Origin of the sequence: Aeromonas sp. QDB39, assembly GCF_027707585.1 — a bacterium.
GTDB classification, from domain to species: domain Bacteria; phylum Pseudomonadota; class Gammaproteobacteria; order Enterobacterales; family Aeromonadaceae; genus Aeromonas; species Aeromonas hydrophila.
The window spans coordinates 1-26,951 of the sequence record NZ_JAPCIV010000039.1; the positions used below are offsets into that span (position 1 = coordinate 1).

19 protein-coding genes and 1 tRNA gene are annotated in these 26,951 nt (G+C 62.6%); 12 read left to right on the forward strand and 8 right to left on the reverse strand.

Going from position 1 to position 26,951, the window contains the following annotated elements; genetic code table 11:
- Positions 1-42 precede the first annotated feature (42 nt).
- From PG899_RS19540 to PG899_RS19560, 5 genes are all read left to right on the forward strand, one after another.
- Complete coding sequence (locus PG899_RS19540) at positions 43-522, forward strand: ATP-binding cassette domain-containing protein (RefSeq protein ID WP_442866365.1); 480 nt, start codon at positions 43-45, stop codon at positions 520-522.
- Complete coding sequence (locus tag PG899_RS19545) at positions 519-1,883, forward strand: HlyD family type I secretion periplasmic adaptor subunit (RefSeq protein WP_077096041.1); 1,365 nt, start codon at positions 519-521, stop codon at positions 1,881-1,883. Before PG899_RS19540 ends, PG899_RS19545 begins: the two co-directional genes overlap by 4 nt.
- 2 nt (positions 1,884-1,885) lie before the next feature.
- Positions 1,886-4,063 carry a type I secretion system permease/ATPase gene (locus tag PG899_RS19550; RefSeq protein ID WP_077096042.1) on the forward strand — a complete coding sequence of 726 codons (2,178 nt, stop codon included), beginning with the start codon at positions 1,886-1,888 and terminating at the stop codon, positions 4,061-4,063.
- A gap of 138 nt (positions 4,064-4,201) precedes the next feature.
- Positions 4,202-4,876 (forward strand): response regulator, encoded by a 675-nt coding sequence (locus PG899_RS19555; RefSeq protein ID WP_016350040.1) that lies wholly within the window; start codon positions 4,202-4,204, stop codon positions 4,874-4,876.
- A complete protein-coding gene (locus tag PG899_RS19560) occupies positions 4,876-6,258 on the forward strand; it encodes an ATP-binding protein (RefSeq protein WP_016350039.1) in 1,383 nt (460 codons plus the stop codon). The genes PG899_RS19555 and PG899_RS19560 overlap by 1 nt, the downstream gene beginning before the upstream one ends.
- A 302-nt stretch (positions 6,259-6,560) precedes the next feature.
- Here the strand turns inward: PG899_RS19560 and glk are convergent, their stop codons facing one another.
- Positions 6,561-7,529, reverse strand: coding sequence for a glucokinase (glk, locus tag PG899_RS19565; RefSeq protein ID WP_011705258.1), 969 nt, complete (start codon positions 7,527-7,529; stop codon positions 6,561-6,563).
- 349 nt (positions 7,530-7,878) lie between these two features.
- On the opposite strand from glk, the gene PG899_RS19570 reads away from it, so the two are divergent.
- Positions 7,879-8,733, forward strand: a complete 855-nt coding sequence (locus PG899_RS19570) for a MurR/RpiR family transcriptional regulator (protein WP_005298732.1) — start codon at positions 7,879-7,881, stop codon at positions 8,731-8,733.
- Positions 8,734-8,896: 163 nt separating this feature from the next.
- A complete protein-coding gene (pyk, locus tag PG899_RS19575; RefSeq protein WP_011705256.1) occupies positions 8,897-10,336 on the forward strand; it encodes a pyruvate kinase in 1,440 nt (479 codons plus the stop codon).
- Positions 10,337-10,401: 65 nt separating this feature from the next.
- Here pyk and PG899_RS19580 read toward each other — a convergent pair whose 3' ends face one another.
- From PG899_RS19580 to PG899_RS19595, 4 genes are all read right to left on the reverse strand, one after another.
- Positions 10,402-11,448 (reverse strand): efflux RND transporter periplasmic adaptor subunit, encoded by a 1,047-nt coding sequence (locus PG899_RS19580; RefSeq protein WP_017408448.1) that lies wholly within the window; start codon positions 11,446-11,448, stop codon positions 10,402-10,404.
- Between the two features lie 15 nt (positions 11,449-11,463).
- Positions 11,464-14,526, reverse strand: coding sequence for an efflux RND transporter permease subunit (locus tag PG899_RS19585; protein ID WP_077096043.1), 3,063 nt, complete (start codon positions 14,524-14,526; stop codon positions 11,464-11,466).
- A 170-nt stretch (positions 14,527-14,696) separates the two neighbouring features.
- Positions 14,697-17,021 carry an acyl-CoA dehydrogenase gene (locus PG899_RS19590; protein ID WP_077096044.1) on the reverse strand — a complete coding sequence of 775 codons (2,325 nt, stop codon included), beginning with the start codon at positions 17,019-17,021 and terminating at the stop codon, positions 14,697-14,699.
- A 48-nt stretch (positions 17,022-17,069) separates the two neighbouring features.
- Positions 17,070-17,723, reverse strand: coding sequence for a TetR/AcrR family transcriptional regulator (locus PG899_RS19595; protein ID WP_011705252.1), 654 nt, complete (start codon positions 17,721-17,723; stop codon positions 17,070-17,072).
- A gap of 468 nt (positions 17,724-18,191) precedes the next feature.
- Between PG899_RS19595 and PG899_RS19600 the strand changes: the two genes are divergently transcribed.
- The 5 genes from PG899_RS19600 to PG899_RS19620 all read left to right on the forward strand — a co-directional run bounded on the left by PG899_RS19600 (position 18,192) and on the right by PG899_RS19620 (position 22,322).
- Positions 18,192-18,932 carry a phosphatase gene (locus tag PG899_RS19600; RefSeq protein ID WP_011705251.1) on the forward strand — a complete coding sequence of 247 codons (741 nt, stop codon included), beginning with the start codon at positions 18,192-18,194 and terminating at the stop codon, positions 18,930-18,932.
- An 85-nt stretch (positions 18,933-19,017) separates the two neighbouring features.
- Positions 19,018-19,093, forward strand: a tRNA-Thr gene (locus tag PG899_RS19605).
- Between the two features lie 250 nt (positions 19,094-19,343).
- On the forward strand, positions 19,344-20,294 hold the full coding sequence (locus PG899_RS19610) for a DUF932 domain-containing protein (protein WP_223917369.1): 951 nt from the start codon (positions 19,344-19,346) through the stop codon (positions 20,292-20,294).
- A gap of 94 nt (positions 20,295-20,388) precedes the next feature.
- Entirely contained in the window at positions 20,389-21,372 is a 984-nt protein-coding gene (locus PG899_RS19615) for a YqaJ viral recombinase family nuclease (RefSeq protein ID WP_223917371.1), read from the forward strand.
- The gene (locus tag PG899_RS19620) at positions 21,369-22,322 is read left to right on the forward strand and encodes a recombination directionality factor (RefSeq protein ID WP_182939012.1); all 954 of its coding nucleotides are present in this window, start codon (positions 21,369-21,371) and stop codon (positions 22,320-22,322) included. The genes PG899_RS19615 and PG899_RS19620 overlap by 4 nt, the downstream gene beginning before the upstream one ends.
- Before the next feature lie 262 nt (positions 22,323-22,584).
- Here PG899_RS19620 and PG899_RS19625 read toward each other — a convergent pair whose 3' ends face one another.
- The 3 genes from PG899_RS19625 to PG899_RS19635 form a co-directional block, all read right to left on the reverse strand.
- Positions 22,585-23,160 (reverse strand): recombinase family protein, encoded by a 576-nt coding sequence (locus PG899_RS19625; RefSeq protein ID WP_001173919.1) that lies wholly within the window; start codon positions 23,158-23,160, stop codon positions 22,585-22,587.
- A gap of 126 nt (positions 23,161-23,286) precedes the next feature.
- Entirely contained in the window at positions 23,287-23,535 is a 249-nt protein-coding gene (locus PG899_RS19630) for a type II toxin-antitoxin system YafQ family toxin (RefSeq protein ID WP_012585400.1), read from the reverse strand.
- A 200-nt stretch (positions 23,536-23,735) separates the two neighbouring features.
- Positions 23,736-26,948: an EAL domain-containing protein gene (locus PG899_RS19635; protein ID WP_270697582.1), complete on the reverse strand. Its 3,213-nt coding sequence runs from the start codon at positions 26,946-26,948 to the stop codon at positions 23,736-23,738.
- Between the last annotated feature and the right edge of the window lie 3 nt (positions 26,949-26,951).

A 26,951-nucleotide genomic window follows, 5' to 3' on the forward strand; every position in this document is an offset into this window, starting at 1 on the left:
TTAGAAAGCCCCAAGTGTAACTATCACCTGGGGCTGGGGAAGTTGTGGCCTAATGGCTTATTTGGGCAACAACGCCAGTCGATGCCCCATGCCAGCCTGGACCAGATCATCCGGGCCGCCACCCTGGCCGGGGCCCACGACTTCATTCTGCGGCTGCCCCTTGGTTACGACACCGTGCTGGCGGAGGGGGGCAGCTCGCTCTCCGGCGGTCAGCGCCAGCGCATCGCCATCGCCCGCACCCTGCTGGCCGACCCCAGGATCCTCATCTTCGACGAGGCCACCAGTGCCCTCGACGATGAGTCCCAGGCGCTGATCCAGCGCAACATGCGCCAGATCGCCTGTGGCCGTACCGTCATCACCATCGCTCACCGACTCTCCACCGTACGCCAGTGCGACCGCATCATCGTCCTGCAGCGCGGCAAGATCGTCGAGCAGGGCGACCACGCCAGCCTGCTGGCGCGAGGAGAGCACTACGCCCGGCTGTGGCGACTGCAGCAGGACTTGCACGAGGAGACCCCATGAATCTGCGTACCTGGCTGGCCCGCTTTCGCCAACCCCGTCCACCCCGGCAGGCGGATACCCACTACGGCTTTCTGCCAGCCCACCTGGCGCTGGCCGAGACGCCCCCCTCTCCCTTTGCCCGCATCACGGCGCTGACCCTCAGTGCCGGCGTGCTGCTGACCCTGCTGTGGGCCTGCTGGGGCGAGCTCGACATCCAGGCCACCGCCAGCGGCCGCCTGCTGGTGCTTGGCCGCAGCCAGATGATCCAGTCCTACGAGCAGGCCAGAGTGGTGAGCATCCACGTGGAAGATGGTCAGGCGGTTGCCGCCGATGCGCCGCTGCTGACCCTCAATACGCTGGGAGTCAGTCAGGATCTGAGCCGCTTGCGCCAGCAGCAGGCGTTCCAGTACCAGACGTTGATCCGCTACCAGTCGCTCTATCGTGACCAGGCCCCCGACCAGCATCCGGACTATGTCAGGCTCACGCCGGAGCAGCAGCAGGCGCTGGTGGAAAACTACCAGAGCGAACTGCACGAATTTCACAGCACCCTCGGCAACCTGCAGGCCGAGCTCGGGGTCAACCAGGCCAACCAGGCCGCCAGACGGGGCGACATGGCATCTCTCACCACCCTGCTGGCCAACATCCGCCCTCGCCTGCAGGCCCGTCAGACCCTGAGCCAATCCCAGGCCATCTCCCGGGTGGAGTATCTGGAGCAGGAAAAAGAGCTGCTGGAGACCCAGCGCCAGCTCGCCCAGCAGCGGGCCGAGCTCGAGGTGCTGCAATCCCAGCAGCAGAGCCTGCAGGAGCGGCTGGCCGGCTTCAAGGCACAAAAGCAGCGGGAGTGGATCGAGAAACGCCAGCAGGCCAGGCTGCAGCTGACCGCCATCGAGCAGGAGCTCGCCAAACTGCGCGAACGGGAGCACCTGGAGGTGATCCGCGCCCCCGTGGCCGGCACGGTACAGCAGCTGGCCATTCACACCCAGGGCGCCGTAGTGCAACCGGCCCAGCAGTTGCTGGTGATCGTGCCCAACGAAGGGGTGCAGCTCGCCGAGGTGAAGATCCTCAACAAGGACATCGGCTTCGTGCACGAGGGGCAGGCGGTGAGCATCAAGGTGGATGCCTTCCCCTACACCCGCTACGGCACCATAGATGGCGAGCTGGTGAGCGTGTCGCGCGACGCCACCGCCGATGAGCAGCTGGGGCTGGTCTTTGCCGCCAGGGTCAAGCTGAGCCAGGGCGAGATGCTGATCGATCAGCAGCCCGTCAAACTCACCCCCGGCATGTCGGTGGTGGCGGAGATCAAGACCGACCGGCGCCGGGTCATCGACTATCTGCTGAGCCCCATTCGCGAGTATCAGGCCGAGGCGCTGCGGGAGCGATGACAATGACACACGCGTTGCCGGCCCGCGAGGCCCCCGTGAACGAGCCCCCCCCCATCGCCAATGGCGCCCTCGCAGCCCTCACCCACGCGGCGCACCAGCTGATGCTGACGGCCGATGCAGAACAGCTGGCCCACGCCCTGGGTTGCGATCTGGCACCGCCCGACCTGACGGTGCGGGAAGCCGCTGCCCATCTTGGCCTGCGCAGCGCCCTGTCGCAGGGGCCGGGCTGCCCGCTCGCGGCGCTGCCGCTGCCGGCCTTGCTCAAGCGGGATGGCCGCTGGTACACCATCACCGCCATCACGCCAGAGGGCTGGCAGCTGTTTGATCCCGCCAGCGGCAGCAGCGGGCAGCAACCGCTGCCGAGCCAGGCCGAGGCGGCGCAGTGGCACTTTTTGTTGCTGGCCCAGCAGGATCTCACCCCGGCCGAGGTCAAATTCGGGCTGGGCTGGTTCAGCCCGGCGGTGCTGCGCCAGCAGAAACAGCTGCGGGACGTCTTCTGTTTCGCCATCCTGCTGCAGCTCATCGCCCTCGCCAGCCCGCTGCTGTTCGAGAACATCATCGACAAGGTGCTGGTGGGGCGCAGCCTTGGCAGCCTGCACGTGCTGGCCCTGGCCATGGTGGCACTGGCCTGCGCCGAGCCGCTCTACGGCTTTCTGCGCGGCCAGGTGTTCGGTCACCTGGCCAACCAGGTCAATGCCGAGCTCTCCGGCAAGCTCTATCGCCATCTGGTCGGCCTGCCCATCGGCTACTTCAAAGCCCGCCAGACCGGCCAGATCATCGCCCGGGTCAAGGAGATGGCCCAGATCCGCCAGTTCCTCACCGGCTCGACCCTGATGCTGGTGCTGGATCTGCTGTTCATCCTGCTGTTCGTCGGGGTCATGTTTCACTACGCCCCGCGCCTGACCGCCTGCGTGCTGGGCTCGCTGCTGATCTACTTCCTGCTCTGGCTGCTGATAGGGCCGCTGGTGCGCAGAAAGGTCGAGGCGGAGTATCAGGCGGATGCCGATGCCACCAGCTTTCTGACCGAGGCGGTCACCGGCATCGAAACCATCAAGACCACGGCCACCGAACGCCGCTTCTACCAGGAGTGGCAGCGCCTGCTGGCACGCCAGCTCAGGCGCGGTTTTCAGGCCAAAAAGGTGGGGTTGGCGGCTGGCCAGGGCATCGACCTGGTGCAAAAACTCACCGCCGCCCTGCTGCTCTGGCTCGGGGTCGGCGAGGTACTGAACGGTCGCATGAGCCCGGGGGAACTGGTCGCCTTCAACATGCTGGCCGGCCACGTCACCCAGCCGGTGCTGCGCCTGGCCCAGGTGTGGCAGGATTTTCAGCACACCCTGATTGCCCTGCGCCGGGTCGGCGACATCCTCGACGAGGCCCCGGAGCATGGCAACAACGGGCTCGCCTCCGTGCCCGCCCTCAAGGGGGCCATCGAGTTTCGCCACATCCGTTTTCGTTACCAGCCGGATGCCCCCGAGGTGCTGGCCAACCTCTCCCTCACCATTGAGCCGGGGCAGTTCATCGGCATCACGGGGCCATCCGGCTGCGGCAAGAGTACCCTGACCCGTTTGCTGCAGCGGCTCTATGTGCCCCAGCACGGTCAGGTACTGGTGGACAACATGGATCTCGCCATCGCCGATCCCGTCTCCTTGCGCCGCAACATGAGCGTGGTGCTGCAGGAGAGCGTGCTGTTCTCCGGCACCATCGCCGACAACATCCGCATCTGCTGCCCCGATGCCAGCCAGGCCGAGCTGGAGCAGGCGGCGCAGCTGGCCGGTGCCCTCGCCTTCATTCGCGAGCTGCCCCAGGGCTTCGAGCAACAGGTGGGAGAGAAGGGAGCCCGCTTGTCGGGCGGGCAGCGCCAGCGCATTGCCCTGGCCCGCGCCCTGCTGGTCAACCCCAGGATCCTGCTGCTCGACGAGGCCACCTCGGCCCTCGACTATGAGTCGGAAGCGGCCATCATGGCCAACATGGCGGCCATCCGCCGCGGCCGCACCCTCATCAGCATCGCCCATCGCCTCAATACCCTGCGCGAGGCGGACCGCATCCTGGTGATGGAGGCAGGGCAGATAGTGGAGTCGGGCAGCCATGATGAACTGCTGGCCCGCGAGGGGCTCTATGCCAGGCTGTGGCGTCAGCAGACCGGTGCTGAGACGAGTCAGGCCCTGGCTCACACAGGCTAGGGAGCGGCTAATGATGGGGTGGTGAGTAATGGCGGGCTGATTCAGTCCCGATACAGCCAGGGCTGTTAGGATCCGGATTGACTCTCCCCGTCATAAGCCCTCTAATTGACAGCCTGGATCCCCATGATCGCGCACCTTATGAAAATATTGTTGGTCGAAGACGACAAGCTGCTCAATCACCACCTCAGCACCCTGCTGACCGAAGCCCAGAATCAGGTACACAGCACCGACAGCGCCCAGGTGGCACTGCATTACGCCGCCGACTATCCCATCGACGTGGCCATCATCGATCTGGGCCTGCCGGACATGGACGGTTTGCAACTCATCCGCCAGCTGCGCGAGCAGCAGATCCCCTTCCCCATCATCGTATTGACCGCCCGCGGCAACTGGCAGGACAAGGTGGAGGGGCTGGAAGCCGGGGCGGACGACTACCTGGTCAAGCCGTTCCAGAAGGACGAGCTGCTGGCCCGCCTCAACGCCCTGGTGCGCCGCAGCGCCGGCTTCATCTCCCCCAGGGTCAAGGCCGGCGACTACGAGCTGGATCTCTCCCGCAAGGAGCTGACCATCGCCGGCACCCCGGTGGTGCTCACCAGCTTTGAATACCTGATCCTCGAATACCTGATGCGAAACGCCCGCCAGGTGGTCTCCAAGCAGCAGCTGCTGGATCAGCTCTATGGCGACGGCGAGGGGGACCCCAACACCATCGAGGTGATGGTGAGCCGGCTGCGCAAGAAGCTGGATCCGGAGGGGACCATCCAGCCCATCTCCACCATCCGCCGCCAGGGTTACATCTTCAACCTGTCGTGCAACTGATGGACGTTCGTCTGCTGCGCCCCATGCGCTTCATCCGCCGCTCGCTGCACATCAAGCTGATGCTGAGCGCCATGCTGGTCATCGCGCTCATCATGGCCTTCTCGGTCTACATCCTCTATCTGGGTCACACTGAGGAGCAGGCCCAGAAGGCCAGCACCCGCATGCAGGAGAACCTCTCCAAGCTGTTCTCCTCCAAGCTGCCGGACGCCCATGCCACCACGGATCTGGGTCGGATCACCCCGGATGCCGTCGACCCCAATCTGGATACCCTGATCTGCCGGGCCGATGGCCAGCTGAGCTGGTCCAGCATGCACATGCCGGAGGTGATCCAGGCCAGGGACACCATCTGTCAGGATCTGATGAAGTATCTGGGCGGGCTGGATCAGGACTACTTCTTCAAGCGTCACACCATCAAGAACGGCGAGAGCTACTTCATCTACAGCCTGCGCTTTTTGCGCAATCACGGCGACGGCCCCACCACCTATTACGTGGTGATGGTCGATTCGGCCAAGCGCTACCTGGCCCAGACCCGCGATTACCTCTACCAGTGCATCCGCCAGGCCCTGCTCGCCTACTCCCTGCTCGGCGCCTTGCTGCTGCTCACCAGCTTCTGGAGCCTGGGCTCCTTGCGCACCATGGCGCGCCAGATGGACGAGATCCGGGCCGGCAAGCGGGAGGCGCTCTCCAACGACTATGAGCGGGAGCTGACGCCGCTGACCGAGTCGGTCAACCAGCTGCTGGAGAACGAACGCCAGCAGACCCAGCGCTACCAGCACGCCCTCAACGATCTGGCCCACAGCCTGAAAACTCGGCTGGCGCTGATCCAGATGACGGCGCAGGAGGTCAAGCTGGGGCGCGACATCCACGACAACATCAATGAGCAGATCCTGACCATGGATCAGATCATCCAGTACCAGCTGCGCCGCGCCGTCACCGGCCGCAAGCGCCTCGCCAGCAAGGGTACCGAGCCGGTGCCCCTCATCGAGAAGCTGCTGGCCAGCCTCGCCAAGGTCTATCGCCACAAGAAGCTGCAGACCCGCTTCAAGTTCGATGACGACGTCTTCTTCGCCGGCGAACAGGGGGACTTGATGGAGCTGATGGGCAACCTGCTCGACAACGCCTTCAAGTTCGCCATCAGCGAGATCAAGGTGACGGTGAGCCGCCGGCTCGACCGGCTGCGGATCGAAATCGAGGACGACGGCCCCGGCATCGACCCCGGCAAGTCGCAGCAGATCTTCCAGCGCGGGGTACGCGCCGACAGCTCCCCCGGCCAGGGCATCGGGCTGGCGGTGGTCACCGAAATTGTGCACAGCTACGGCGGCCAGATCATGGTGGATGAGTCCCCGCTCGGGGGCGCCCGCTTCACCCTCGACCTGCCCTGAGCCCATCCCGGCCCACACACTGCGCCTGCCACCCGGCAGGCGCAGTGTATTGCGGCGCAGGCCCATCCTTGCGCAGAGGACGACATCCCCATCCAGCCGGCAAACCGCAGGCATAAAAAAACCGGCCGCGAGGGCCGGTGAAACAGTTCAGGCTTGTCAGGTGACAAACGCACCCAGCGGATGAAGACAAGTCCCAACTCCTTATGGAGCCCTGCCTTCTTGAGTACGTGTTGACACTCTACGCCATGGTCACTGAATCAAGGCTGAACCATGGCCGATCCGTCCCCCGGCAAGCCGCCTGCTTATAGCTTGATGCCGAGCGACTGGCGCAGATAGGCGCCGGCACCGAGCAGACCCGGCCCCTCGTGGGTGATGAGGAAGACGGGGATATCCTTGAGGTAGGATTTGAAACGCCCCTTGTCTTCGAAGGCCACCCGAAAGCCCGAGCCGATGAAGAACTCCTGAAAGCGCGGCACTATGCCACCGGCGATGTAGACGCCGCCGAAGGTGCCCATGTTGAGCGCCAGGTTGCCGGCAAAGCGGCCCATCAGCACGCAGAACAGGCTCAAGGTACGGCGGCAGTCCAGGCACTCGCCCGCCAGCGCGCGCTCGGTGATGTCCTTGGGTTCGAACGCCTGCGGCTCGCGGCCGTCGGATTTCACCAGACCACGGTAGATGTTGACGAGGCCGGGGCCGGAGAGCAGCCGCTCGGCCGAGACGTGGCCCAGCTCGGCGCGCATCACCTGCAGCACCGCATCCTCTTCTTCGCTGTTGGCGGCAAAGTCCACGTGGCCGCCCTCGCCCGGCAGACTCAGCCACTGCTCGCCGGTGTGCACCAGGTGGGCCACGCCAAGACCGGTGCCGGCGCCATAGATGGCGATGGGCTTACCAGCTACGGGCGCCGCGCCTCCCAGCTGGATGCAGTCAGCCGCGTCCAGCACCGGCACTGCCATGGAGACGGCGGTAAAATCGTTGATCACCTGCAACCGGCTCAGGCCCAGGTTGGCCTGCATCTCGCTGATGGAAAACTCCCAGCTGTGGTTGGTCATGGCGACCCAGTCGCCGTTGATGGGGCAGGCGATGGCGATGCAGGCTTCGCCCACCTGCACCTTGTGTTCATCCAAATAGAGGCGAACCACGGCTTCCAGACTGGGATGGGCCAGCCCGGAATAGGTCTTGGCCTGGGAAATGGTGCCGGTTGCCAGCTCGCACAGGGCCAACCGGGCATTGGTGCCGCCTACGTCGCCGACCAGCGCATGGGTATGCTGCATAAAACAACTCCTTCGTTACTGGGGTCGGGGCGGCCGTTACCGTCCCGCACTTATTATTTGGTGCCAATTCTACCCGAGCCCCTCCCCTTGCGGCGCGTTTGATGGGTGCAACTGTGCGCCCGCTCACAGTGTTGTTGCTTTGCAACATTTGTAAGCGCTTTCACGGAATGACTGGAAGTTTGTAACCAAAACAACGAAATAATTAGACATGAGTCATACTTTGCAGGGCCGAGATTAGTTTCGATAAGAGCTTGTCTTGTATAGTCATCAAGTTGATTGGAAACCTGCTTAGCCATGAATTTAGTGCAAAGACACTGAAGCTAAATTACAAAAACGCCTGGTGGTGATGATGAATACCCTTGATAAAATTACTAATAATTTGGAAAGTTTCAGTAAATCAGAGCGTAAAGTCGCCGAGGTCATCCTGGCCTCCCCGCAGACGGCCATCCACTCCAGTATCGCCACCCTCGCCAAGATGGCTGACGTCAGCGAGCCGACCGTCAACCGTTTCTGCCGCCGTCTCGATACCAAAGGCTTTCCCGATTTTAAACTGCATCTGGCCCAGAGCCTGGCCAACGGCACGCCCTATGTGAACCGCCACGTGGAGGCGGAAGACGGGCCCGATACCTATACCGCCAAGATCTTCGAATCCACCATGGCCTGCCTCGATGCCGCCAAGAACAGCCTGGACATCTCCGCCATCAATCGCTGCGTCGATATCCTGACCCAGTCCAAGAAGATCAGCTTCTTCGGCCTCGGCGCCTCTTCCGCCGTCGCCCGCGATGCCCAGAACAAGTTCTTCCGCTTCAACATCCCGGTGGTGAGCTTCGATGACATCGTCATGATGCGCATGAGCTGCATCAACAGCAGCGAAGGGGACGTGGTGGTGCTCATCTCCCACACCGGCCGCACCAAGGCGCTGGTGGAGATTGCCGCGCTGGCCCGCGAGAACGATGCCACCGTGATCGGCATGACCGCCAAGGACTCCCCGCTGGCACGCGAGTGCAACCTGGTGCTCTCCATGGACGTGCCGGAAGACACCGACGTCTACATGCCGATGGCATCGCGCATCGCCCAGCTCGCCCTGGTGGACGTGCTGGCGACCGGTTTCACCCTGCGCCGCGGCATGAAATTTCGCGAAAACCTGAAGAAAGTCAAAGAAGGTTTGCGCGAATCCCGCTTTGATACACCCCACTCTTCGTAAGCAGCGGGGGCCTCGGCCCCCGGCTGTCTCTGCCACCTTCCTTGGTGTAGTATTGTAATTTAGTAACAAAAGCCACCCAGATGGCTTGCAAGCGGGTGCAATGGGTCATGCGCTTGACGGGGCAGTATCTCAAGTCATATCAACTTCAAAACTGGAGTCTTTCATGCCAAGACGTACAAAGATTGTAACCACACTCGGTCCGGCCACCGATCGCGAAGGGATCCTCGAGGGGATCATCCGTGCCGGCGCCGACATGGTGCGGATGAACTTCTCCCACGGCACTGCTGAAGACCACATCCTGCGCGCCAACCAGGTGCGTGACATCGCCGCCAAGCTGGGTCGTCACGTCGCCATCATGGGCGACCTGCAGGGCCCCAAGATCCGCGTTTCCACCTTCAAGGACGGCAAGATCTATCTGGCCGTCGGCGACAAGTTCATCCTCGATGCAGCCCTCGGCAAGGGTGAAGGCTGCCAGGAGCAGGTCGGCATCGACTACAAGAGCCTGCCGGGCGACGTGATCGCCGGCGACATCCTGCTGCTGGACGACGGTCGCGTGCAACTGAAGGTGGAGCAGGTCGAAGGCACCCGCATCCACACGACTGTCACCGTGGCCGGTCCGCTCTCCAACAACAAGGGCATCAACAAGAAGGGTGGCGGTCTCTCCGCCCCGGCCCTGACCGAGAAAGACAAGGAAGACATCAAGACCGCCGCCCGCATGAACGTGGACTACCTGGCCGTCTCCTTCCCCCGTTGCGGCGATGACCTGCGCTACGCCCGCGAGCTGGCCCGTGAAGCTGGCTCCAACGCCAAGATCGTGGCCAAGGTCGAGCGCGCCGAAACCGTCGCCACCGACGAGGCGATGGAAGACATCATCCTCGGCTCCGATGCCGTCATGGTGGCCCGTGGTGACTTGGGTGTCGAAATCGGCGATCCCGAGCTGGTCGGCGTGCAGAAGAAACTCATTCGCCACTCCCGCCGTCTGAACCGTGTGGTCATCACCGCCACCCAGATGATGGAGTCGATGATCAACGCGCCGCTGCCGACCCGCGCCGAAGTGATGGACGTGGCCAACGCCGTGCTCGACGGTACCGATGCGGTGATGCTCTCCGCCGAGACCGCCGCCGGTCAGTTCCCCATCGAGACCGTCACCTCCATGGCCAGCGTCTGCGTCGGTGCCGAGAAGCACCCGAGCCTGAACGTCTCCAACCACCGCATGAGCTACACCTTCACTTCGGTGGAAGAGGCCGTCGCCATGTCCACCATGTATGCAGCCAACCACTTGGAAGGGGTCAAGGCGATCGTGGCGCTGACCGAATCGGGCACCACCCCGCTGCTGATGTCCCGCATCAGCTCCGGCCTGCCGATCTTCGCCATGTCACCGCACAACAAGACCCTGGCCTGGACCAACCTCTACCGCGGCGTCACCCCGGTGCTGTTCGACGGCGACGAGACCAAGCCGGTCTACGAGGTGTGCCGCGACGCGCTGGACGTGCTCAAGGCCAAGGGACTGCTGCAAAGCGGCGACATGGTGTTGCTGACCCACGGCGACAAGATGGAAACCGTCGGCAGTACCAACACCTGCAAGGTGATGATGGTCGAGTAATCGCCCTTCACCGGCACCAAAAACGGCTCCCGCAGGAGCCGTTTTTTTATGGCGAAACCGCCGCCTCAGCCGCGAAACAGTTCGACCTTGTCGCCATCCTGCAAGCTGCCGGCGCCGCGCACCACCACCCTGTCCCCCTGCTTGAGCGCCCCGCTCACCGCCACCTGCCGGCTGTCGCCAAACAGCACAGTCACCGGCACCCGGTTCACCGTCAGCTCCTCGCCGCGCTGCTCCACCTGATAGACCACGCTCCCCTCGGTGTTGAGCACCAGGGCATCGCGCGGCAGCAGCATGGTCTGCTGCTCCGCCAGCGGCAGCGCCACCCGCACCGGCGAGCCGATGATGAAGCGGCCCGCTTCGGGCTTGAGGCGCAGCTCGATGAGGCGCGACTTGGGATCGGCGCTCGCCGCCCGCTGGTAATAGACACCGTGGCCGCTGAGCTGCTCCCCTTCCACCCGCAGCCGGGTCTGGGGTGCCAGCTGGCCGGCCCAGACGATGGGGGCCTGCAGCCGGATGTCGGGCTGATCGGGGTTGACCAGCTCCAGCGCCTGCTCGCCGGCATCCACGTGCTCCCCCGGCTGGATGAAGTGGTTGTTCACCACCCCGTCGAACGGGGCAAAGATGTGGCTTCTGCGCAGCTGCTCCTCAATCTGGCGCACCTGTACCCGCGCCAGCCGCTCGGCCAGTTCAGCCTGCTCCACGTCGTAGCGCGCCTTGTCATACTGGCTCTGGGAGGTGCTCTTCTGGCGGTGCAGCGTCGCCAGCCGGCCAAACTCGGCGCGAGCAAAGCGCACGTTGCTCTCCCACTTGGCCTGCTCGGCCTGGGCCTGCTCCAGCGAGAGCCGCAGCGCCGCACTGTCGAGGCGCAGCAGCTCATCCCCCTTGCTGACCCGGCTGCCGAACTCGGCGATCCACTCCACCCGGCCGCTCACCTCGGCGCTGAGCGCCGCCTGCTGGCGGCTCGCCACCGTGCCGCTGACCCAGATGCTGGCCGCCGCCTCCCCCCGGGTCACGTCCGCCAGGGTCACCATCTTGCCCTGGGCCAGCGCGGGGAACACGCCCCCCGCCAGCAGCGCCGCGCCCACTACCATCCTTGTAAAACCGTGTGTCATCGATGAGCTCCTTGCTCAGGCCCGCTGGCGCAGGGCGAGCGGTGATTCGACCCGCTCTCCCAGTCGCAGGAAGGCGGGCAACAGGATCAGGGTAAACAGGGTGCTGCAGCTCATGCCGCCGACGATGACGGTGGCCAGCCCCCGGTAGATTTCACTGCCCTCGCTCGGGCTCAGCATCAACGGCAGCATGCCGAAGATGCTGGTGAGGCTGGTCATGGCGATGGGCCGCATCCGGCTTTGCAGGGCATCGGCCACCGCCAGCTGGCGGCTCATCCCCTCCCGCTCCGCGGTGCGGGTCTGATGCACCAGCAGGATGGCGTTGTTGACCACCAACCCCAGCAAAATGACGAAGCCGATGATGGTCAGCAGATCCATCGGCAGCGGCACCAGGAGGCCGCTCAGGTGCAGCGCCAGCACGCCGCCGACGGTGGCAAGCGGCAGGGTCAGCAGCACCAGCACGGCATCCTTGAGGGAGGCAAAGACCCCCCACAACAGGATCAGTAGGATCATCACCGCAAACAGGAAGATGGCCCCCAGGTTGCCCAGCGCCTGCTGCAGGCTGTCGGCATTGCCGGAGACCCGCAGCTCACCGCCGACGGGCAGCAGTGGCCGGATGGCGGCAAAGCTTTTGCTCTGCAGGGTATCGAGCACCTGCTCCATGCTCATCCCCGCCGGGGGCGAGATCTGCAGGCTGATGCTGCGCCGGCCATCGGCCCGAAAGATGCTGGCCGGCCCCATGTCGTGCTCCACCCGCAGCAGCTCGCCGAGCGGCACGATGCGCCCGGACGGCGTCGCCAGCGGCACCGCCTTGAGTTCGTCCGGGTTGGCCGAGGTCTGCCCCATCAACATGATGTCGAGCCGCTCCTCCCCGTCGAAATACTCGCCAACCCGCAGCCCGTCACCGAAGGTCTGGATGATGGCGGGCATGGGGGTGCGATCCCAGCCTACCTCGGCCAGACGCCTGTCCTGCGGCACCAGCCGCAGCTCGGGGGCGGTGAAATCGAGATCCGGCTGCGGCCTCACCTGAGCGCCCGGCAGATCCTGCTTGACGATGGCCATGGCGGCCCGCGCCGCCTGGTAGAGCTCGGCCAGATCGCCCCCCTGCAGCAGCAGGGAGATGCCGTTCTCGCTGTCAAAGCCGCCGAACAGCGACCCCTGGCCGCCAAACACCTGGGTGTCGGGGATCCCCACCAGCAGCTGCTTCATCAACAGCTGCTCCAGCACCTTGATCTGATCCTCCTCTTTCGGTCGCACCCCGATCTGGGCGCCGCCCGGGTAGCGCAGGATGTAGTAGTTCTTGAGGGCCGGCTCCCGCTCCCCCTTCATGTAGGGGGCGAGGCGGGCGATCAGGGTGTCGATCACCTCCTCGCGCTGGGCCTGGAGGTTGAAGCCCGGGGTGAAGTTCATCCAGACATCCACCGCATCGCGCTTCACGTCGGGCAGGTAGTCCATCTTGGGCAACAGGGCCCAGGTAGCCAGCGCCGGCAGGCTCATCATCAGGGTGATGACGGCCCAGCGCTGGCGGGAGGTGCCGGTCCAGCGGATCACCCGTCGGGTGGTGCCCTGCCACAGCCCCTCATAGGGATCAATCAGCCGCTCACGTCCCATCCAGCGCGCCGCCACCGCCGGCAGCACGGTCACCGCCACCAGCATGGAGACACTCACCGCGCAGGCGATGGTCAGCGCCAGATCAGCAAACAGCTGACCCTCCACGTCGTTGAGCAGCAGCACCGGCAGGAAGATGGCGACCGTGGTCAGGGTGGAGGCCACCAGCGCGGTCCACACCCGGCTGGTGCCTTCCAGCGCCGCCTCCGCCTTGCTCAGATCCCCTCGCTCGTGGCGCCGATAGATGCTCTCCAGCACCACGATGGCGGCATCGAGCACCATGCCCACCGCAAAGGCGATCCCCGCCAGCGAGATGACGTTGAGGGTCCGCCCCAGCACCTTGAGCAGGCAGAAGGTGAGCATGATGCTGATGGGAATGGCGATCGCGATCATCAGGGTCGCCTTGAGCTGGCGCAGAAAGACCCAGAGGATGGCGCAGGAGAGCAGCACGCCGAGCCCCAGGTTGGCGGTCACCATGCCCACCGCCCGGTTGATGTAGAGGGAGGCGTCGAACGACTGCTCCATGTGCAGGCCGACTGGCTCCAGCACCTCGCGGTTGAGCTCGCCCACCTTGAGCTTGATCGCTTCCAGCGCCGCCAGGGCGTTGGCACCGCTCTCCTTGAAGATCTGGGCCGCGATGGCGGTGTTGCCGTTCTGGATGCGCAGCACCGGGTTCTCTTCCCGGGCCAGCCTGATTTCCGCTACATCCCGCAGGTAGATGGGCAGGCCGTCGCGCCAGTCCACCACCTTGTCCCCCAGAGTCGCCACGTCGTAGCGGCCGGCAAAGCGCAGCTTGTACTCCCAGCGGCCGATGTCGAGGGTGCCGGCGGAGACGTCCCAGCCGGTGCTGGCCCGACTGGCCAGTACCGGGATCTCCACCCCCAGCTCGGCGGCGCGGTAAGGGTCGAAACGGATCTGGATCTGGCGCTCGTTGATCCCCTCGATGTCGACCGTCGACACCCCGGGGATCCGCTCCAGCTCCGGCTTGACCCGTGCCTCAATCAGCGCCTGGTGATCGTCGATCTGCCCCTTGGCACCGGGCAGCTGCTGGATGAAGAAGAAGGTGAGGGTATCGTTGCTGCTGTAGTTGTTGACGTAGGGGCCGCCAATCTTGTCCGGCAGGCCGGAGACCCGGTTCAGGCGGGAGATGACGTCGAGCTGGGCCCGCTGCATGTCGGTGCCGAGGGCAAACTCCAGGTCGATTTCGGTGAAGCCGGGGAAGCTGTTGCTGGTGAGGTTCTTGAGCCCCTGCACCCCCTGCATCTCCTGTTCGATGGGGTCGGTTATCTCCGACTCCATCTCCTGAGGCGAGGCCGAGCGCCAGTCCACCGAGATATTGAGGTGCGGGCGATCGATGTCGGGAAACAGCTGGATCGGCAGCCCCCGGATGCTGAACAGGCCCAGCAGAAAAATCAGCACGATCGAGACCGCCACCCAGATGGGGCGTTCGATCGCCGTTTTGGCGAGATTCATTCACTCTTCCTGAGTTTGTTGTTGTCGGCCATTCCGCTGGCCTTGCTTCCTGCCCCAAGGGTGAGGGGCCATTGCATTAAACTGGAATTAATCGAGGTTGTAAATGCAGGATTAACAAACAAAAAAACCGGCCATGACGGCCGGTTTCAGGTTCAGGAGTGAGTGCTCTCTCAGGCGGCGTGCACCACCGGATTTTGCTGGGATAACCCCTCCAGCTCGCCCGGGGCGAAGTTGTCCACCTGGATCGCCTCGTAGCGCAGAGCATCGGCGGCCAGCAGCTTGTCCGCCTCGTCCTTGCTCAGGATGGATTGAGACAGGGCAGCGGCAACCAGCTCCGGCAGCGCCAGTTTGCGGGGCAGCTTGCCCTCTTTCTGGGCCTGCACCAGTTTCTTCTCGTAGGGCTGCACCGAGACCATGGCCTGGAAGGCGCGCTCCATCAGGCCGACCGGATCCGCCTCGTCTTTACCGACGTAGCACAGCGCCGTCAGACGGTCGCGGAACTCGCCCGGTTTCATCATGGCCAGACAGATGGCGTGGCAACGATCGTCTGCCGGCATCTTGTAACCGACGCCGAACGGGAACACCACCCGCTTGAGTACGGCACCCACCACCTTGTTCGGGAAGTTCTGGAAGAAGCCCTCGAACGCCTTGCCAATCAGGTAGAGGTTGCGCTCCACCGCGTACTGCACGAACGGCAGATCGGAGACCATGCGGCCCTGATCCTCGTAGTGCTTGAGGGTGGCGGAGGCCAGGTAGAGGTGGCTCAGCACGTCACCCAGACGGGCGGAGATCATCTCCTTGCGCTTGAGATCGCCACCCAGCATCAGCATGGAGACGTCGGCGCACAGCGCCAGCCCTTTACTCATGCGCGACAGCTGCTTGTAGTAGCGGGCGGTCTCACCGCTCACCGGGGAGCCGTTGAACTGGCCCAGGGTCAGCCCCTGGAACAGGGAACCGAAGAAGTTGCCGGCACCAAAGGCGATGTGCTTCATCAGCAGGGCGTCAAACTTCTCGAGACCGCGCTCCACGTCGGTATCGGCCGCCGCTTCCAGCTCGGCAAACACGTACGGGTGGCAGCGGGTGGCCCCTTGCCCGAAGATCATCAGGTTGCGGGTCAGGATGTTGGCCCCTTCCACCGTGATGGCCACCGGAATACCCATGTAGGCGTAGCCGGTGTAGTTTTTCGGGCCCAGCTGGATGGCACGGCCGGCGTGGATGTCCATGGAGTCATCCATGATCTGGCGCGCCATTTCGGTCATGTGGTACTTGGAAATCGCGGTCACGATGGCCGGAGCCTGACCCAAGTCCAGCGAACCTGCGGTCATGCGGCGGGCCCCTTCCAGCTGATAGGTGAGGCCGCCGATACGGGCCAGCGCTTCCTGCACCCCTTCAAACTTGCCGATGGACATGCCGAACTGCTTGCGCACGTAGGAGTAGGCGCCCACGGTGCGGCTCGCCATGTGACCACAGGCGGTGCCAAGGGCTGGCAGCGAGATGCCGCGACCGGCGGAGAGGCACTCCACCAGCATGCGCCAGCCACGGCCGGCGTAATCCGGGCCGCCGATGATCCAGTCGAGTGGAATGAACACATCCTTGCCGAAGGTCGGGCCGTTCAGGAACGCCAACCCCATGGGGTAGTGGCGATCGCCAACGCGCACGCCGGGATGGCTGGTGGGGATGAGCGCGCAGGTGATGCCGAGCTCTTCCTTGTCACCCAGCAGTTTTTCCGGGTCATAGAGTTTGAACGCCAAGCCCAGCACGGTGGCACGGGGGGCCAGGGTGATGTAACGCTTGTTCCAGTTGAGGCGAATACCCAGCACCTCTTCACCCTTGTGCATCCCCTTGCAGACGATCCCCTTGTCCGGGATGGCGCCAGCATCGGAGCCCGCTTCCGGCCCAGTCAGGGCGAAGCAGGGCACCTCTTTGCCATTGGCCAGCCCCGGCAGCCAGAAATCTTTCTGGGCCTGGGTGCCGTAGTGCATCAGCAGTTCGCCCGGGCCCAGGGAGTTCGGCACCATGACGGTGACCGCCACGCTCAGGCTCTTGGTGGCAATGCGGGTGACGATGGTGGAGTTGGCGATTGCCGAGAATTCACGGCCGCCATAGGATTTCGGGATGATCAGGGAGAAGAAACCTTCCTTCTTCAGATAGTCCCAGACCGGCTCCGGCAGGTCTTTGGTCTCGTTGACGATCTTGAAGTCGTCGACCATGGCGAGCAGGGTTTCGACCTGGTTGTCGATGAAGGCCTGCTCCTCTGCGGTCAGCTCGGCTTTACCGTAGCCGTGCAGTTTTTTCCAGTCGGGGTTGCCGCGAAACAGCTCCCCATCCCACCAGACGGAGCCGGCTTCCATGGCCTCCCGCTCGGTGGCCGACAAAGGCGGCAGTATCTTCTTGAAGATGCCGAACACCGGGCGGGTGACCACCTTTTTACGGATGGAGGGCACGCCGAGCACGACGGCTATCGCCAGCACCAGCAGGATAAGCAATGTGATCATACTCAAGTTCCTTCTATTTCACTGTTTCCGTTGATTTATTGTTGGTTGTTACACGGCCAGGGAGAGCCTGGTCGACTCCACGGGCGCCCCGACACCGGACGCCAGATAAGGAATGACGTTGCGTACCAGCCCCTCCACATCGAGCTGCTGGCCGAAATCGGCCTGGGCGATGTCGCGCAGCGCATCGGCCGAGGCCATGGTGAACACGACGGTGCCCAGGGTGAAGTGCAGCCGCCAGAACAGATCCGCCGGCGACAAGGCCGGGTTGGCCTTGGAGATGGCCTGGGTGATCCGTTGCAAAATGGGGCCGTAGTGGGCAGTGATGAAGCGGCGCAGGTGGCCCTGGCTGTCGATGTAGCCGCGACCCAGCAGCTGCATGAAGATGGCCGGGCCGTTGGTGCGCACCGCCACCAGCTTCATCAGCGGGTCGACGAAGCTCTCGAACACCTGCAACAGGGTCAGCTGCTCTTGCGCCATCAGGGTATGCAGGCGTGCATCCAGCTCGGGCATGAACAGGCTCAGATAGCGATCGAGCACCGCCTGGATCAGCTCCTTCTTGGAGCCGAAGTGGTAGTTCACCGATGCCAGGTTGACATCGGCCTCGCTGGTGATCAGACGCAAAGAGGTATCGGCGAACCCCCGTTCGGCAAACAACACCTCAGCGGCATCGAGAATGCGGTTTTTGGTATCGATTTTACTCACAGGACACCTCACTTAAACGAATGTTTAAAAAGTACGTTTCACAACCTTTTGTGTCAAGAGAATGTGAACGGGTGTTAGTGAAATGTTTTTGTTGAAAGTGGGGAACAAGGCGGGAACTTCACGGACGAATCGGACTCTATATCTATGCCACTGCAATTAAACATTAAGTCTCGCCCAACCTGCTCCATGCTAGTTGGGCATTTTTTTGCCCGGTAACCGCGCAGCGCGCTGGCAAACAGGCAAAAAAAACCGTCGCAGGGCGCGACGGCGGGGAAATGAGGTTGCACCATCCTGATCCAACCCATCGATGCGAGTTCAGGCTTTCATCGATGACGCCATCATGACCGCCAAGCGTGTTCAAACTTTGTCAGCCAGCCCCCAATTTGTGACAAAGTATGACAAGCCACGACATGGTCTCGACCCGCCGCCTTTGCTATGCTGGCGCCTCACGCCAGAGGGGAAGATAAGATGAAGTACACGGTCGATACCCACACCCACACCGTCGCCAGCACCCACGCCTACAGCACCATTCACGACTACCTGCCCATCGCCAAGGCAAAGGGGATCAAGCTGTTCGCCACCACGGATCATGGCCCCGACATGGCCGATGCCCCCCACTTCTGGCACTTCGTCAATCTGCACGTGTTGCCACGGGTGGTCGACGGGGTCGGCATCCTGCGCGGTATCGAAGCAAACATCAAGAACATCGATGGCGAGATCGACTTCCCCGAGCGCTACGAATCGCGGCTCGACATGATCATGGCGGGCTTTCACGAGCCGGTGTTCCCCCCTTGCGATCAGGCCACCCACACTCAGGCCATGATCAACGCCATCAAGAGCGGCCGGGTCGACATGATAAGCCACCCCGGCAATCCCGCCTTCCCCATCGATATCCAGGCCGTGGTCAAGGCAGCGGCAGAGTATCGGGTGGCGCTGGAGCTCAACAACTCCTCCTTCAGCCACTCCCGCCCGGGCAGTGAAGGCAACTGCCGCGCCATCGTCGAGGCGGCGCGGGACATGGGCGCCTACCTCACCTTCGGCTCCGACTCCCACGTGGCCTTCAGCCTCGGGGATTTCGAGCACTGCCACCGACTGGTCACCGAGGCCGGCTTCCCGGCAGAGCGGATCCTGGCACGCTCCCCCCGTGCGTTGCTCGATTTTCTCGAAAGCCGCGGCCGGGCCCATATTCCGGAGTTCGCCGACCTCTAACATTGACCGTAACTCCATGAGCCCACTCATAAAACTGAGTACAGCTCATTGACTTGTCCTGCTGTTTTCGGGAATCTAGTGACACGCCGGTATAGCTCAGTTGGTAGAGCAGCGCATTCGTAATGCGAAGGTCGTAGGTTCGACTCCTATTACCGGCACCAGATAAAACAAAGGGTTAGCTTAACTCAGAAGCTAACCATTTGTGCTTTTTAGCTCTATACCCCTCCCCATACCCCGCTTTTGTTCATCATTACCCCCCTGAACTTCACTTTCTGATCCAGCTCCGTCCTGAATGTACTTACCCCCTAAAGATGAATGCGTCTTATTACATTAATTTACAGGTATATGTTATCTCCATGAACCTACCCAAGGGACTGCTCTGTACAGTCCCTTTTTCATTGGAGATTTCTCATGGCTCACCTGATCGATACGATGGCCTACACCGGCCAAACACCTTGGCACGGCCTTGGTAATATCTTGCCCCCGCAACAATCCCTCGATATCTGGCTACAGGCAGCCGGGATGGATTGGACCATCGAGCAGAGCGACGTGATGTTTAACGTCGCCTCCGATGCACTGCATATCCGCCCCTACAGCGACAGCAAGGTGCTGTATCGCTCCGATACCCTCGCCCCCCTGTCGGTGGTCTCAAGCCGCTACAACGTGGTACAGCCTCACGAGGTGCTGCACTTCTATCAAGATCTGGTGGAAGCCGGTGGCTTTGAGCTGGAGACCGCAGGCTCACTCAAAGGCGGCCGCAAGCTGTGGGCACTGGCTAAGACCGGGCAGGATCTAAAACTCAAAGGCAATGACTTGGTAAAGTCCTATCTGCTGTTGGCGACCAGCTGCGACGGCACACTCTGCACCACGGCACAGTTCACCTCGCTGCGAGTAGTCTGCAACAACACCCTGCAGATGGCACTGCGCGGCGCTACCAGCGCCATCAAGGTGCCCCACTCCACTCAGTTCGATGCGGCGACAGTCAAAGAGTCGCTCGGGCTGGGGCTGTCTCATTGGGATGAGTTCAAGGCACAGACCAAGGCGCTGGCACAGCGGCCCGTCGCCCCCGAAGAGGCGCTGCGCTTTTTCAGCGATCTGTTGGCGCAACCGCTCGATGAGGAGAACATCATTCTCACCAAGCCGGTACAACGGCTGCATGAGCTCTATCAGGGCGTAGGCATGGGCTCAGAACTTACGAGCTCCCGCAATACCGCCTGGGGGCTGGTCAATGCGGTCACCGAATACGTGGATCACCACCGCCGTGCTCGCAGCCAGGATCACCGGCTCGATTCCGCTTGGTTCGGTCAGGGTGCCCAACTCAAATCCCAAGCCCTGAATCAGGCACTCACTCTGCTGCAGTAATTCCGCTTCCCCATTCAAACCGCATAACGACCTCACCCGGACTGGCGCAAGCCAATCCGGGCGTCGCCATTTATGCCGTCAACAAGGAGTCGTCATGAAAGCAAAATATGGCCAAGCCTTACGGCTGGCCTCCACTACCCAATTAACCCGCGAGCAGTGGCTCGCTATCCGCAAACTTGGCATTGGCTCCTCCGATGCCGCCGTGGCAGTGGGACTATCCCCCTACAAATGCCCGCTCAGCCTGTGGCTGGAGAAGACCGGCCGCAAGGAGCCGGAGGATATCTCCCATAAGGAAGCTGTGCTGTGGGGCATTGAGCTGGAACCTGTGCTGGCGCAGGTCTATGCCAAACGCACCGGCTTTCGTGTACGCCGAGTCAATGCAGTACTGCAACATCCCGAGCAACCCTTCATGCTCGCCAACCTCGATCGGGAGGTGGTCGGCCATCCCGATGGGCCGGGCATTCTGGAGATCAAGACCGCCAGCTATCACAGCGCCCCCCAGTGGGAGGAAGGTGTGCCGGTTGCTTACCAGTGTCAGGTACTCCATCAACTAGCCGTCACTGGCCATGCCTGGGCTGAGGTAGCAGTGCTGATCGGCGGCCAGGATTTTCGGATTTACCGCATCGAGCGCGATGAGGAGAAGATCCAGGATCTCACCGAGCGGGAAGCGCAGTTCTGGCAGATGGTGCAACAAGACCAGCAGCCTGAGCCTGACGGCTCCAGTGATGCCGCCAATGCCCTGAGCTGGCTGTTTCCGCGTGACGATGGCCAGACTGTGGATCTCTCCGATTCTCCCGAGTTCAACCAGCTGTTTGGGGAGCTACTGCGCTTGCGTCAGCAAAAGGAAGCTGTCGAGCAACAAGAGTCACAACTCAAACAGCGGCTGCAAGCGACCTTGGGTGAAGCGACAGCCGGGCTGTTTGCCGATGGCAAGATCACCTGGAAGCGCAGCAAAGACCGGCTGGCGCCGGATCTGGATAAGCTCGGGCAAGATCATCCCGACCTGCTCACCCGTTACGTCAAACCGGTGCCCGGCGTGCGCCGTTTCACCATTCAACCCTTGAGGCAAACACCATGATCAAAGGACTGGCGATAACCCCGCCCGTGATCGGGCGGATCTGCATCGGCAAGCTGGTGCAAAAACAGGATAAGTGGGTACCGGAGAAGGACGACAGCTTCACCCTCACCACCCAGATACAACAAAAAGGGGGATGGTTGCTCCATCCCCTGCACCAACACTACTCATCGCAAAAGAGTGGCCAAGGACAGGAGCAGACCAAGATCCGCGCCATTCCGGTGCGAGTGCTGTTCAACGACAGCGACCTGAACCTGCGGGCCGAATACAGCGCCTTCGACCGGCAGACCGGACGGCCACTGTGTGTCGGCAATGGGGAGGTGGCGAGACGCGTCGGCGCACAGGGGATGGAAGAGGTCGGTTGTCCCGGCCCGGAACGCTGCCCCTACGGTCAGCAACAGGGCTGCAAGCTGTATGGGCGACTGAACCTGTTTGTGGAGGGACAGGGGGACGAACTCGGCAGCTTTATCTTTCGCACCACCGGCTACAACTCGGTGCGCACTCTGGCGGCGCGGCTCAAGTACCTGGAGGCGGTGAGTGGCGGCCTGACCCGCTATCTGCCGCTGACGTTGCGGCTGCGGGCCAAGAGCACCACCCAGTCCTACCGCACCCCGGTCTACTACGTGGACCTGACCCTGCGCGACGAGCTGACGCTGACCGAGGCGGTCGGTCAAGCACGGCAGGAAGCGATGCAGGACGAGGAGGCAGGGATGACGATCAGCGAGATGGAAGCGGTGGCACGGGCGCTACTGCGCAACGGCCAGTTCGAGGAGGTGGATGAAGAGGTGCCGCTGTTGCTGGAGGAGTTCTACCCGGAGACTGAGACGACAGAGGCACAATCTGCCTCACCGCCGATGGCAACGGAAGCGACGCCAGCACGTCTCCGCCCTCGTTCCTCCCCCCTGACCAACAAGCTGGGCAAAGGCGCGGATCCTTCACTCTCTCGCGCCTGAGCCCGCGATTCCCGACGCTCAGAGTCGGGAATCGCGATAACCCCTTTCAAATCAACTCGTAGCGGTACATCTGGCTACGACCTCATGACGGGGCGTCTGTCACAAAACAGCCCCGTTCTTATCCCCATCGCTAGTTTTGAGTCAATAGATCAAGGTACACTGACACCCCAGGTCAAAAGCCTCAAAGAGACCTTATTGACCTGAAAAGGGTGGGAAATAGCTGAAAAAGGTTGTCGTTTTCAGAAGGCGACTGCACGAAATATCAGGAGTCGGCTGCACTGCCAGAACTGGCCGCCTGCAAGGCAGCGTAGAGAGCGGTTTTTCCTACCTTGAGGCGTGCGGCGGCCTCGCGGACATTCAAGCCGTTGGCGACAAGCTCCCGCGCTCGTTGCAACTTGTCGGCAGTGACAACCGGCTTGCGTCCGCCTTTGCGCCCGCGTGCGGCGGCAGCGGTCAACCCGGCCTTGGTGCGCTCGCGGATCAGGTCGCGCTCGAACTGGCCCAGCGCACCGAACACATGGAAGATGAGCCGTCCGCCCGGCGTGGTGGTGTCGATGTTTTCAGTCAACGAGCGGAAGCCGACGCCCCGTGCTTCCAGCTTGCCGACCGTCTCAATCAGGTGCGGCAGGGAGCGGCCAAGCCGATCCAGCCGCCAGACGACCAGCACATCGCCATCGCGCAGATAAGCCAGCGCATCGGCCAAGCCGGGCCGGTCTGCCTTGGCCCCGGATGCCGTGTCCTCGAAAACCCGTTCGCAGCCTGCATTGCGCAGCGCATCCGTCTGCAAGGCGGTGTCCTGTTCCGCCGTCGATACCCGCGCATAGCCGATGAGTGCCATTTCCGCCCATTTGTCCGTTATACCGTCCGCCTATCTTATTGTCCGTCATCCCGTTGCGCAAGATGTTTTCGGACAGGCGTCCGGTTTGGCCGCCTAATGATCGTTTGGCGGACAAGGCGACTGGCATCAGCCGAACAGCTCGCTATGGGAGCCAAGCCGCGCCAGTCGCAGGGTGTCGGCGTCGGACTTGCGGTAGATCAGCAGCAGGTCGGGCTTGATGTGGCATTCGCGGTAGCCCGCCCAATCGCCGGAAAGATCGTGGTCGCGGTATCGCACATCCAGGGGCTGATCGGTCGCCAGCGCGACCAGAACCGGCTTGAGGTCATCATTCGTGCAGCGGACTCCTGATACTGTTCGTTCAATAGACGACTGCACAACAGCCTTCAAACCGCGTTGTCTGGTGCAGTCGTCTTCTGAAAATGACAGCTATTCCTGTTACTGGCCGCAGCCGATGCGGCGCTGTATCAAGCCAAGCAGCGGGGGCGGAACCGCACGGAGATTGACGGTCTTTAAGTGTCCGGAAGCTACGACCGGTGCCGACTCCACCAAACCCGGGGCGATTCAGGGGGGATTCTCTATCGACAGTTTGATCCGCCTCCAGACGACGGCGCCAGGCTGCGCGGATCGTCCTTCAACAGGTATTCGAGGTGGACCAGCAGCGCGTCCCAGAGTGCGTGAAGTTCCGCCATACCGGCCAAAGCTTCGACATCGTGACCCTGCGAACGCCGCTTGAGCAAGTCGGCGGCCAGCGCGTGTACCCGGAGATGTAAGGTTTCAATGGTGGCGAAGGTTGCGGCGTGGCGCGGCTGATGGATGGTCTTGTCGAGCCACTGGCCGAATCGGCATTGATGATGATCGAGTGGCGGCGGCGCGTCGCGCCTGCCATCGAGGTGTTCCCCCAGGGCAACAATCCAGCCTCGATGCTCGACACCGGCAATCAGCACCGGCATCAGCTCGCGGTCGAGGCAGTGTGCATGCGCCCATCGTGGGTCGGGGCGCCAACGCTGGCGCCACGCAGGCAGATCGGCCGCCGCCATCGGTCGGGCGATGCCATAGCCCTGGCCCAGATCGCAGCCGAGCCGCAGCAGGGTTTCGCCGTGCGCCACCGTCTCCACCCCCTCGGCAATCGCCCTGCGCCGAAAGGCGGTGGCCAGCCCCAGTATTCCTTCTAGAATAGCGAGGTCGTCCGAGTCCTGCAGCATGTCGCGAACGAAGCTCTGATCGATCTTGAGCACTTGCGCCGGCAGGCGCTTGAGATAGGTGAGCGACGAATAACCGGTGCCAAAATCATCGAGCGCAAAACTGACTCCGAGCGTCGCGGATGCATCGATAACCGCGGAGACCAGGGCGATGTCTTCGAGAGCGCTACTCTCCAGCACTTCTAGCTCAAGATAGCCGCGCGGCACGTTCGGGTGCGCTGCCAGCAGGGCTCGCAGTTCATCCAGAAAACCGGCCTGCTGCAGATGAAAGCCGGAGATGTTCACGCTAACCGGTAAATCGACTCCCGCGTCCTGCCATGCCGCGATCTGGGTCAGCGCAGTGTCGATCACCCAGCGTCCCAGTTCCACTTCCAGCGGATGTTGTGCGATCGGCGGCAGAAACTCCACGGGTGCAAGCAGGCCCTGATCCGGGTGTTGCCACCGGATCAGGGCCTCGGCTCCGATCACCTCGCCGCTGCGCATGTTGACCTTGGGCTGGTAGTGAAGCACGAACTCGTTCTTGATTAATCCCTCCCGGATGCTCTCCAGGTGCTCGTGCTGACCGCGCAGACTTGCATCCCGTGCGGTGTCAAAAATATGGTAACGGTTCTTGCCCGCGACCTTGGCCTGGTACATCGCTTGGTCCGCCTGGCGCAGCAACTGATCGGGATCGACATCATCACTTTGCGGGTAGTGGGAAATCCCGATGCTGCCGGAAACCTGAACGACCACGCCATCCACCTTTACCGGTTGGGCGATGACGGACAGCAATCGATCGATCAGATCCTTCGCTGTACTCTGATTGCTCAGATCGGCAAGTACGGCGACGAACTCGTCGCCACCCAGGCGGGCGACGGTATCGCCCTCGCGCAGGCAATCCTTCATGCGCGCGGCAAGGGTCACCAACAGTTGATCGCCGACGTCATGGCCATGTACATCATTTACTGACTTGAACCCATCCAGATCGATATAAGCCAGTGCCAGCGGCAGGCCGCTGCGCCTTACCCGTACGATGGCCTGCTCGAGGCGATCGGCCAGCAGCACCCGGTTGGGAAGGCCGGTGAGCGGATCGAAGTGCGCGATATGCCTGAGCTGCTGCTCATTGTCCTTTTGCCGCGTGATGTCCGAGAACAGCGCCACATAGTGGGAGGTCTGCTGATCGCTCCCGCGCACGGCCGCGATTGCGAGTGACTGGGCGTACTCCTGTCCGGACTTGCGCATATTCCAGACCTCCCCCTCCCAGTACCCTCGGGTGCGCAGATCACGCCACATCTCGTCATAGAAAGCTCGATCATGGCGCCCGGAGCTGAGGATGCGGGGGTTGCGGCCGAGTACCTCGTTTCGGGGATAGCCGGTGATACGGGTGAAGGCGTCGTTGACCTCGATAATGTGGCCATCGGCATCGGTGATAACGATACCTTCACGGGCGTGGCTGAATACGCTTGCTGCGAGTTGGAGCTTTGCGTCGGATTGACGCCGGACATTCAAACCATCCAGAAAGGCATTGAACCCGCGCGAGAGATTGCCGATCTCGTCATCGCCGCGCGGCGCCAGCGGCAGCAATTCGGCATCGGGCAGGTCGCGTAGTTGCCCGAAGCGTCTGGCAACATCACGAATCGGTTGCACCACCCGGCGCGCGAACAAGACCGCCCCCACGCCCACGATAAGGAGCGACACCAGCATCGCCACGGTGGTGGTCCGTCCAATGGCCTGCGCTGAGCGATACCGCGTTTCTTCCGGAACCAAGATCGCAAGTCGCCAGCCGGGAGCGTGCAGGGCGACTTGACTAATGAGTACTCCACTTGCAGCATTGATCGTTACCGTCGCGCTGTGTGCTTCGGCCAGCTGGGCAATCAACGCTGGTTCTGCGTGCGAGCCGAGGCGTGCTGGATCGGGGTGATATACGAGGCGATCACGCCCGTCCAACACGATCAGCAGGCGATCTTCGCTAACGCCTGCTTTGCTGAACTCGCGGCGAATCTGGTGTGGGTCGTAGTTGATCAGCAGCAAGGCGACCGGGACCTCGCGCGAAGTCGCCAGATCGAAACGGCGAATCACTCGGGCTACCGTTACCACCTGGCGGTGGGCGGAGTCACGATTGAGGTTGGCCTGCACACCTGCCCAATGTATCCGGCTGGGAGCGGCCAGGGTCTCTGCGATCAACTGTTCGCGCACCGTTACATCCAGGTTATTTGAAACCAGGGTGTCGCCGACGTGGTAGTGACTACCCCCCAAGGTAAAAATGTCGATGGAGACAAGGCCGTCCAGGTTGATGTAATTGTTGAGCACGTAGCCGATCTGCGCCTGGGTGGCCAGGCGCGTGAACACATCGCCATCGGGCGGCTCAGCCGAGACCGCCTCGACAATCTGCTCAACCCCGCTGATGTTAGCGATCAATGCTTCGATCTGCGCCATCTGCCCGTTGAGCAGGGCAGCCTTGTCGTGAGCCTGTTGAATCGCACTGCTGCGCGTCTCATGTTCCAGAGCCTGGTTCGACAGGTGTATCGCCGATAAGCCCACCACCAACAGTGGCAGGATGCTAAGCACAATCAGGTAGACAATGAAGCGCTGGGTGAGGTTCAGCCGCATCCG

What these genes read in the sequence shown, in the direction of transcription:
- PG899_RS19615 (WP_223917371.1), top strand. Translation starts at nt 20,389, where the DNA reads ATGAAAGCAAAATATGGCCAAGCCTTACGGCTGGCCTCCACTACCCAA.
- PG899_RS19600 (WP_011705251.1), top strand. Translation starts at nt 18,192, where the DNA reads ATGAAGTACACGGTCGATACCCACACCCACACCGTCGCCAGCACCCAC.
- PG899_RS19585 (WP_077096043.1), bottom strand. Translation starts at nt 14,526, where the DNA reads ATGAATCTCGCCAAAACGGCGATCGAACGCCCCATCTGGGTGGCGGTC.
- PG899_RS19555 (WP_016350040.1), top strand. Translation starts at nt 4,202, where the DNA reads ATGAAAATATTGTTGGTCGAAGACGACAAGCTGCTCAATCACCACCTC.
- glk (WP_011705258.1), bottom strand. Translation starts at nt 7,529, where the DNA reads ATGCAGCATACCCATGCGCTGGTCGGCGACGTAGGCGGCACCAATGCC.
- PG899_RS19545 (WP_077096041.1), top strand. Translation starts at nt 519, where the DNA reads ATGAATCTGCGTACCTGGCTGGCCCGCTTTCGCCAACCCCGTCCACCC.
- PG899_RS19560 (WP_016350039.1), top strand. Translation starts at nt 4,876, where the DNA reads ATGGACGTTCGTCTGCTGCGCCCCATGCGCTTCATCCGCCGCTCGCTG.
- PG899_RS19625 (WP_001173919.1), bottom strand. Translation starts at nt 23,160, where the DNA reads ATGGCACTCATCGGCTATGCGCGGGTATCGACGGCGGAACAGGACACC.
- PG899_RS19590 (WP_077096044.1), bottom strand. Translation starts at nt 17,021, where the DNA reads ATGATCACATTGCTTATCCTGCTGGTGCTGGCGATAGCCGTCGTGCTC.
- PG899_RS19635 (WP_270697582.1), bottom strand. Translation starts at nt 26,948, where the DNA reads ATGCGGCTGAACCTCACCCAGCGCTTCATTGTCTACCTGATTGTGCTT.
- PG899_RS19580 (WP_017408448.1), bottom strand. Translation starts at nt 11,448, where the DNA reads ATGACACACGGTTTTACAAGGATGGTAGTGGGCGCGGCGCTGCTGGCG.
- PG899_RS19610 (WP_223917369.1), top strand. Translation starts at nt 19,344, where the DNA reads ATGGCTCACCTGATCGATACGATGGCCTACACCGGCCAAACACCTTGG.
- PG899_RS19620 (WP_182939012.1), top strand. Translation starts at nt 21,369, where the DNA reads ATGATCAAAGGACTGGCGATAACCCCGCCCGTGATCGGGCGGATCTGC.
- PG899_RS19550 (WP_077096042.1), top strand. Translation starts at nt 1,886, where the DNA reads ATGACACACGCGTTGCCGGCCCGCGAGGCCCCCGTGAACGAGCCCCCC.
- PG899_RS19570 (WP_005298732.1), top strand. Translation starts at nt 7,879, where the DNA reads ATGAATACCCTTGATAAAATTACTAATAATTTGGAAAGTTTCAGTAAA.
- pyk (WP_011705256.1), top strand. Translation starts at nt 8,897, where the DNA reads ATGCCAAGACGTACAAAGATTGTAACCACACTCGGTCCGGCCACCGAT.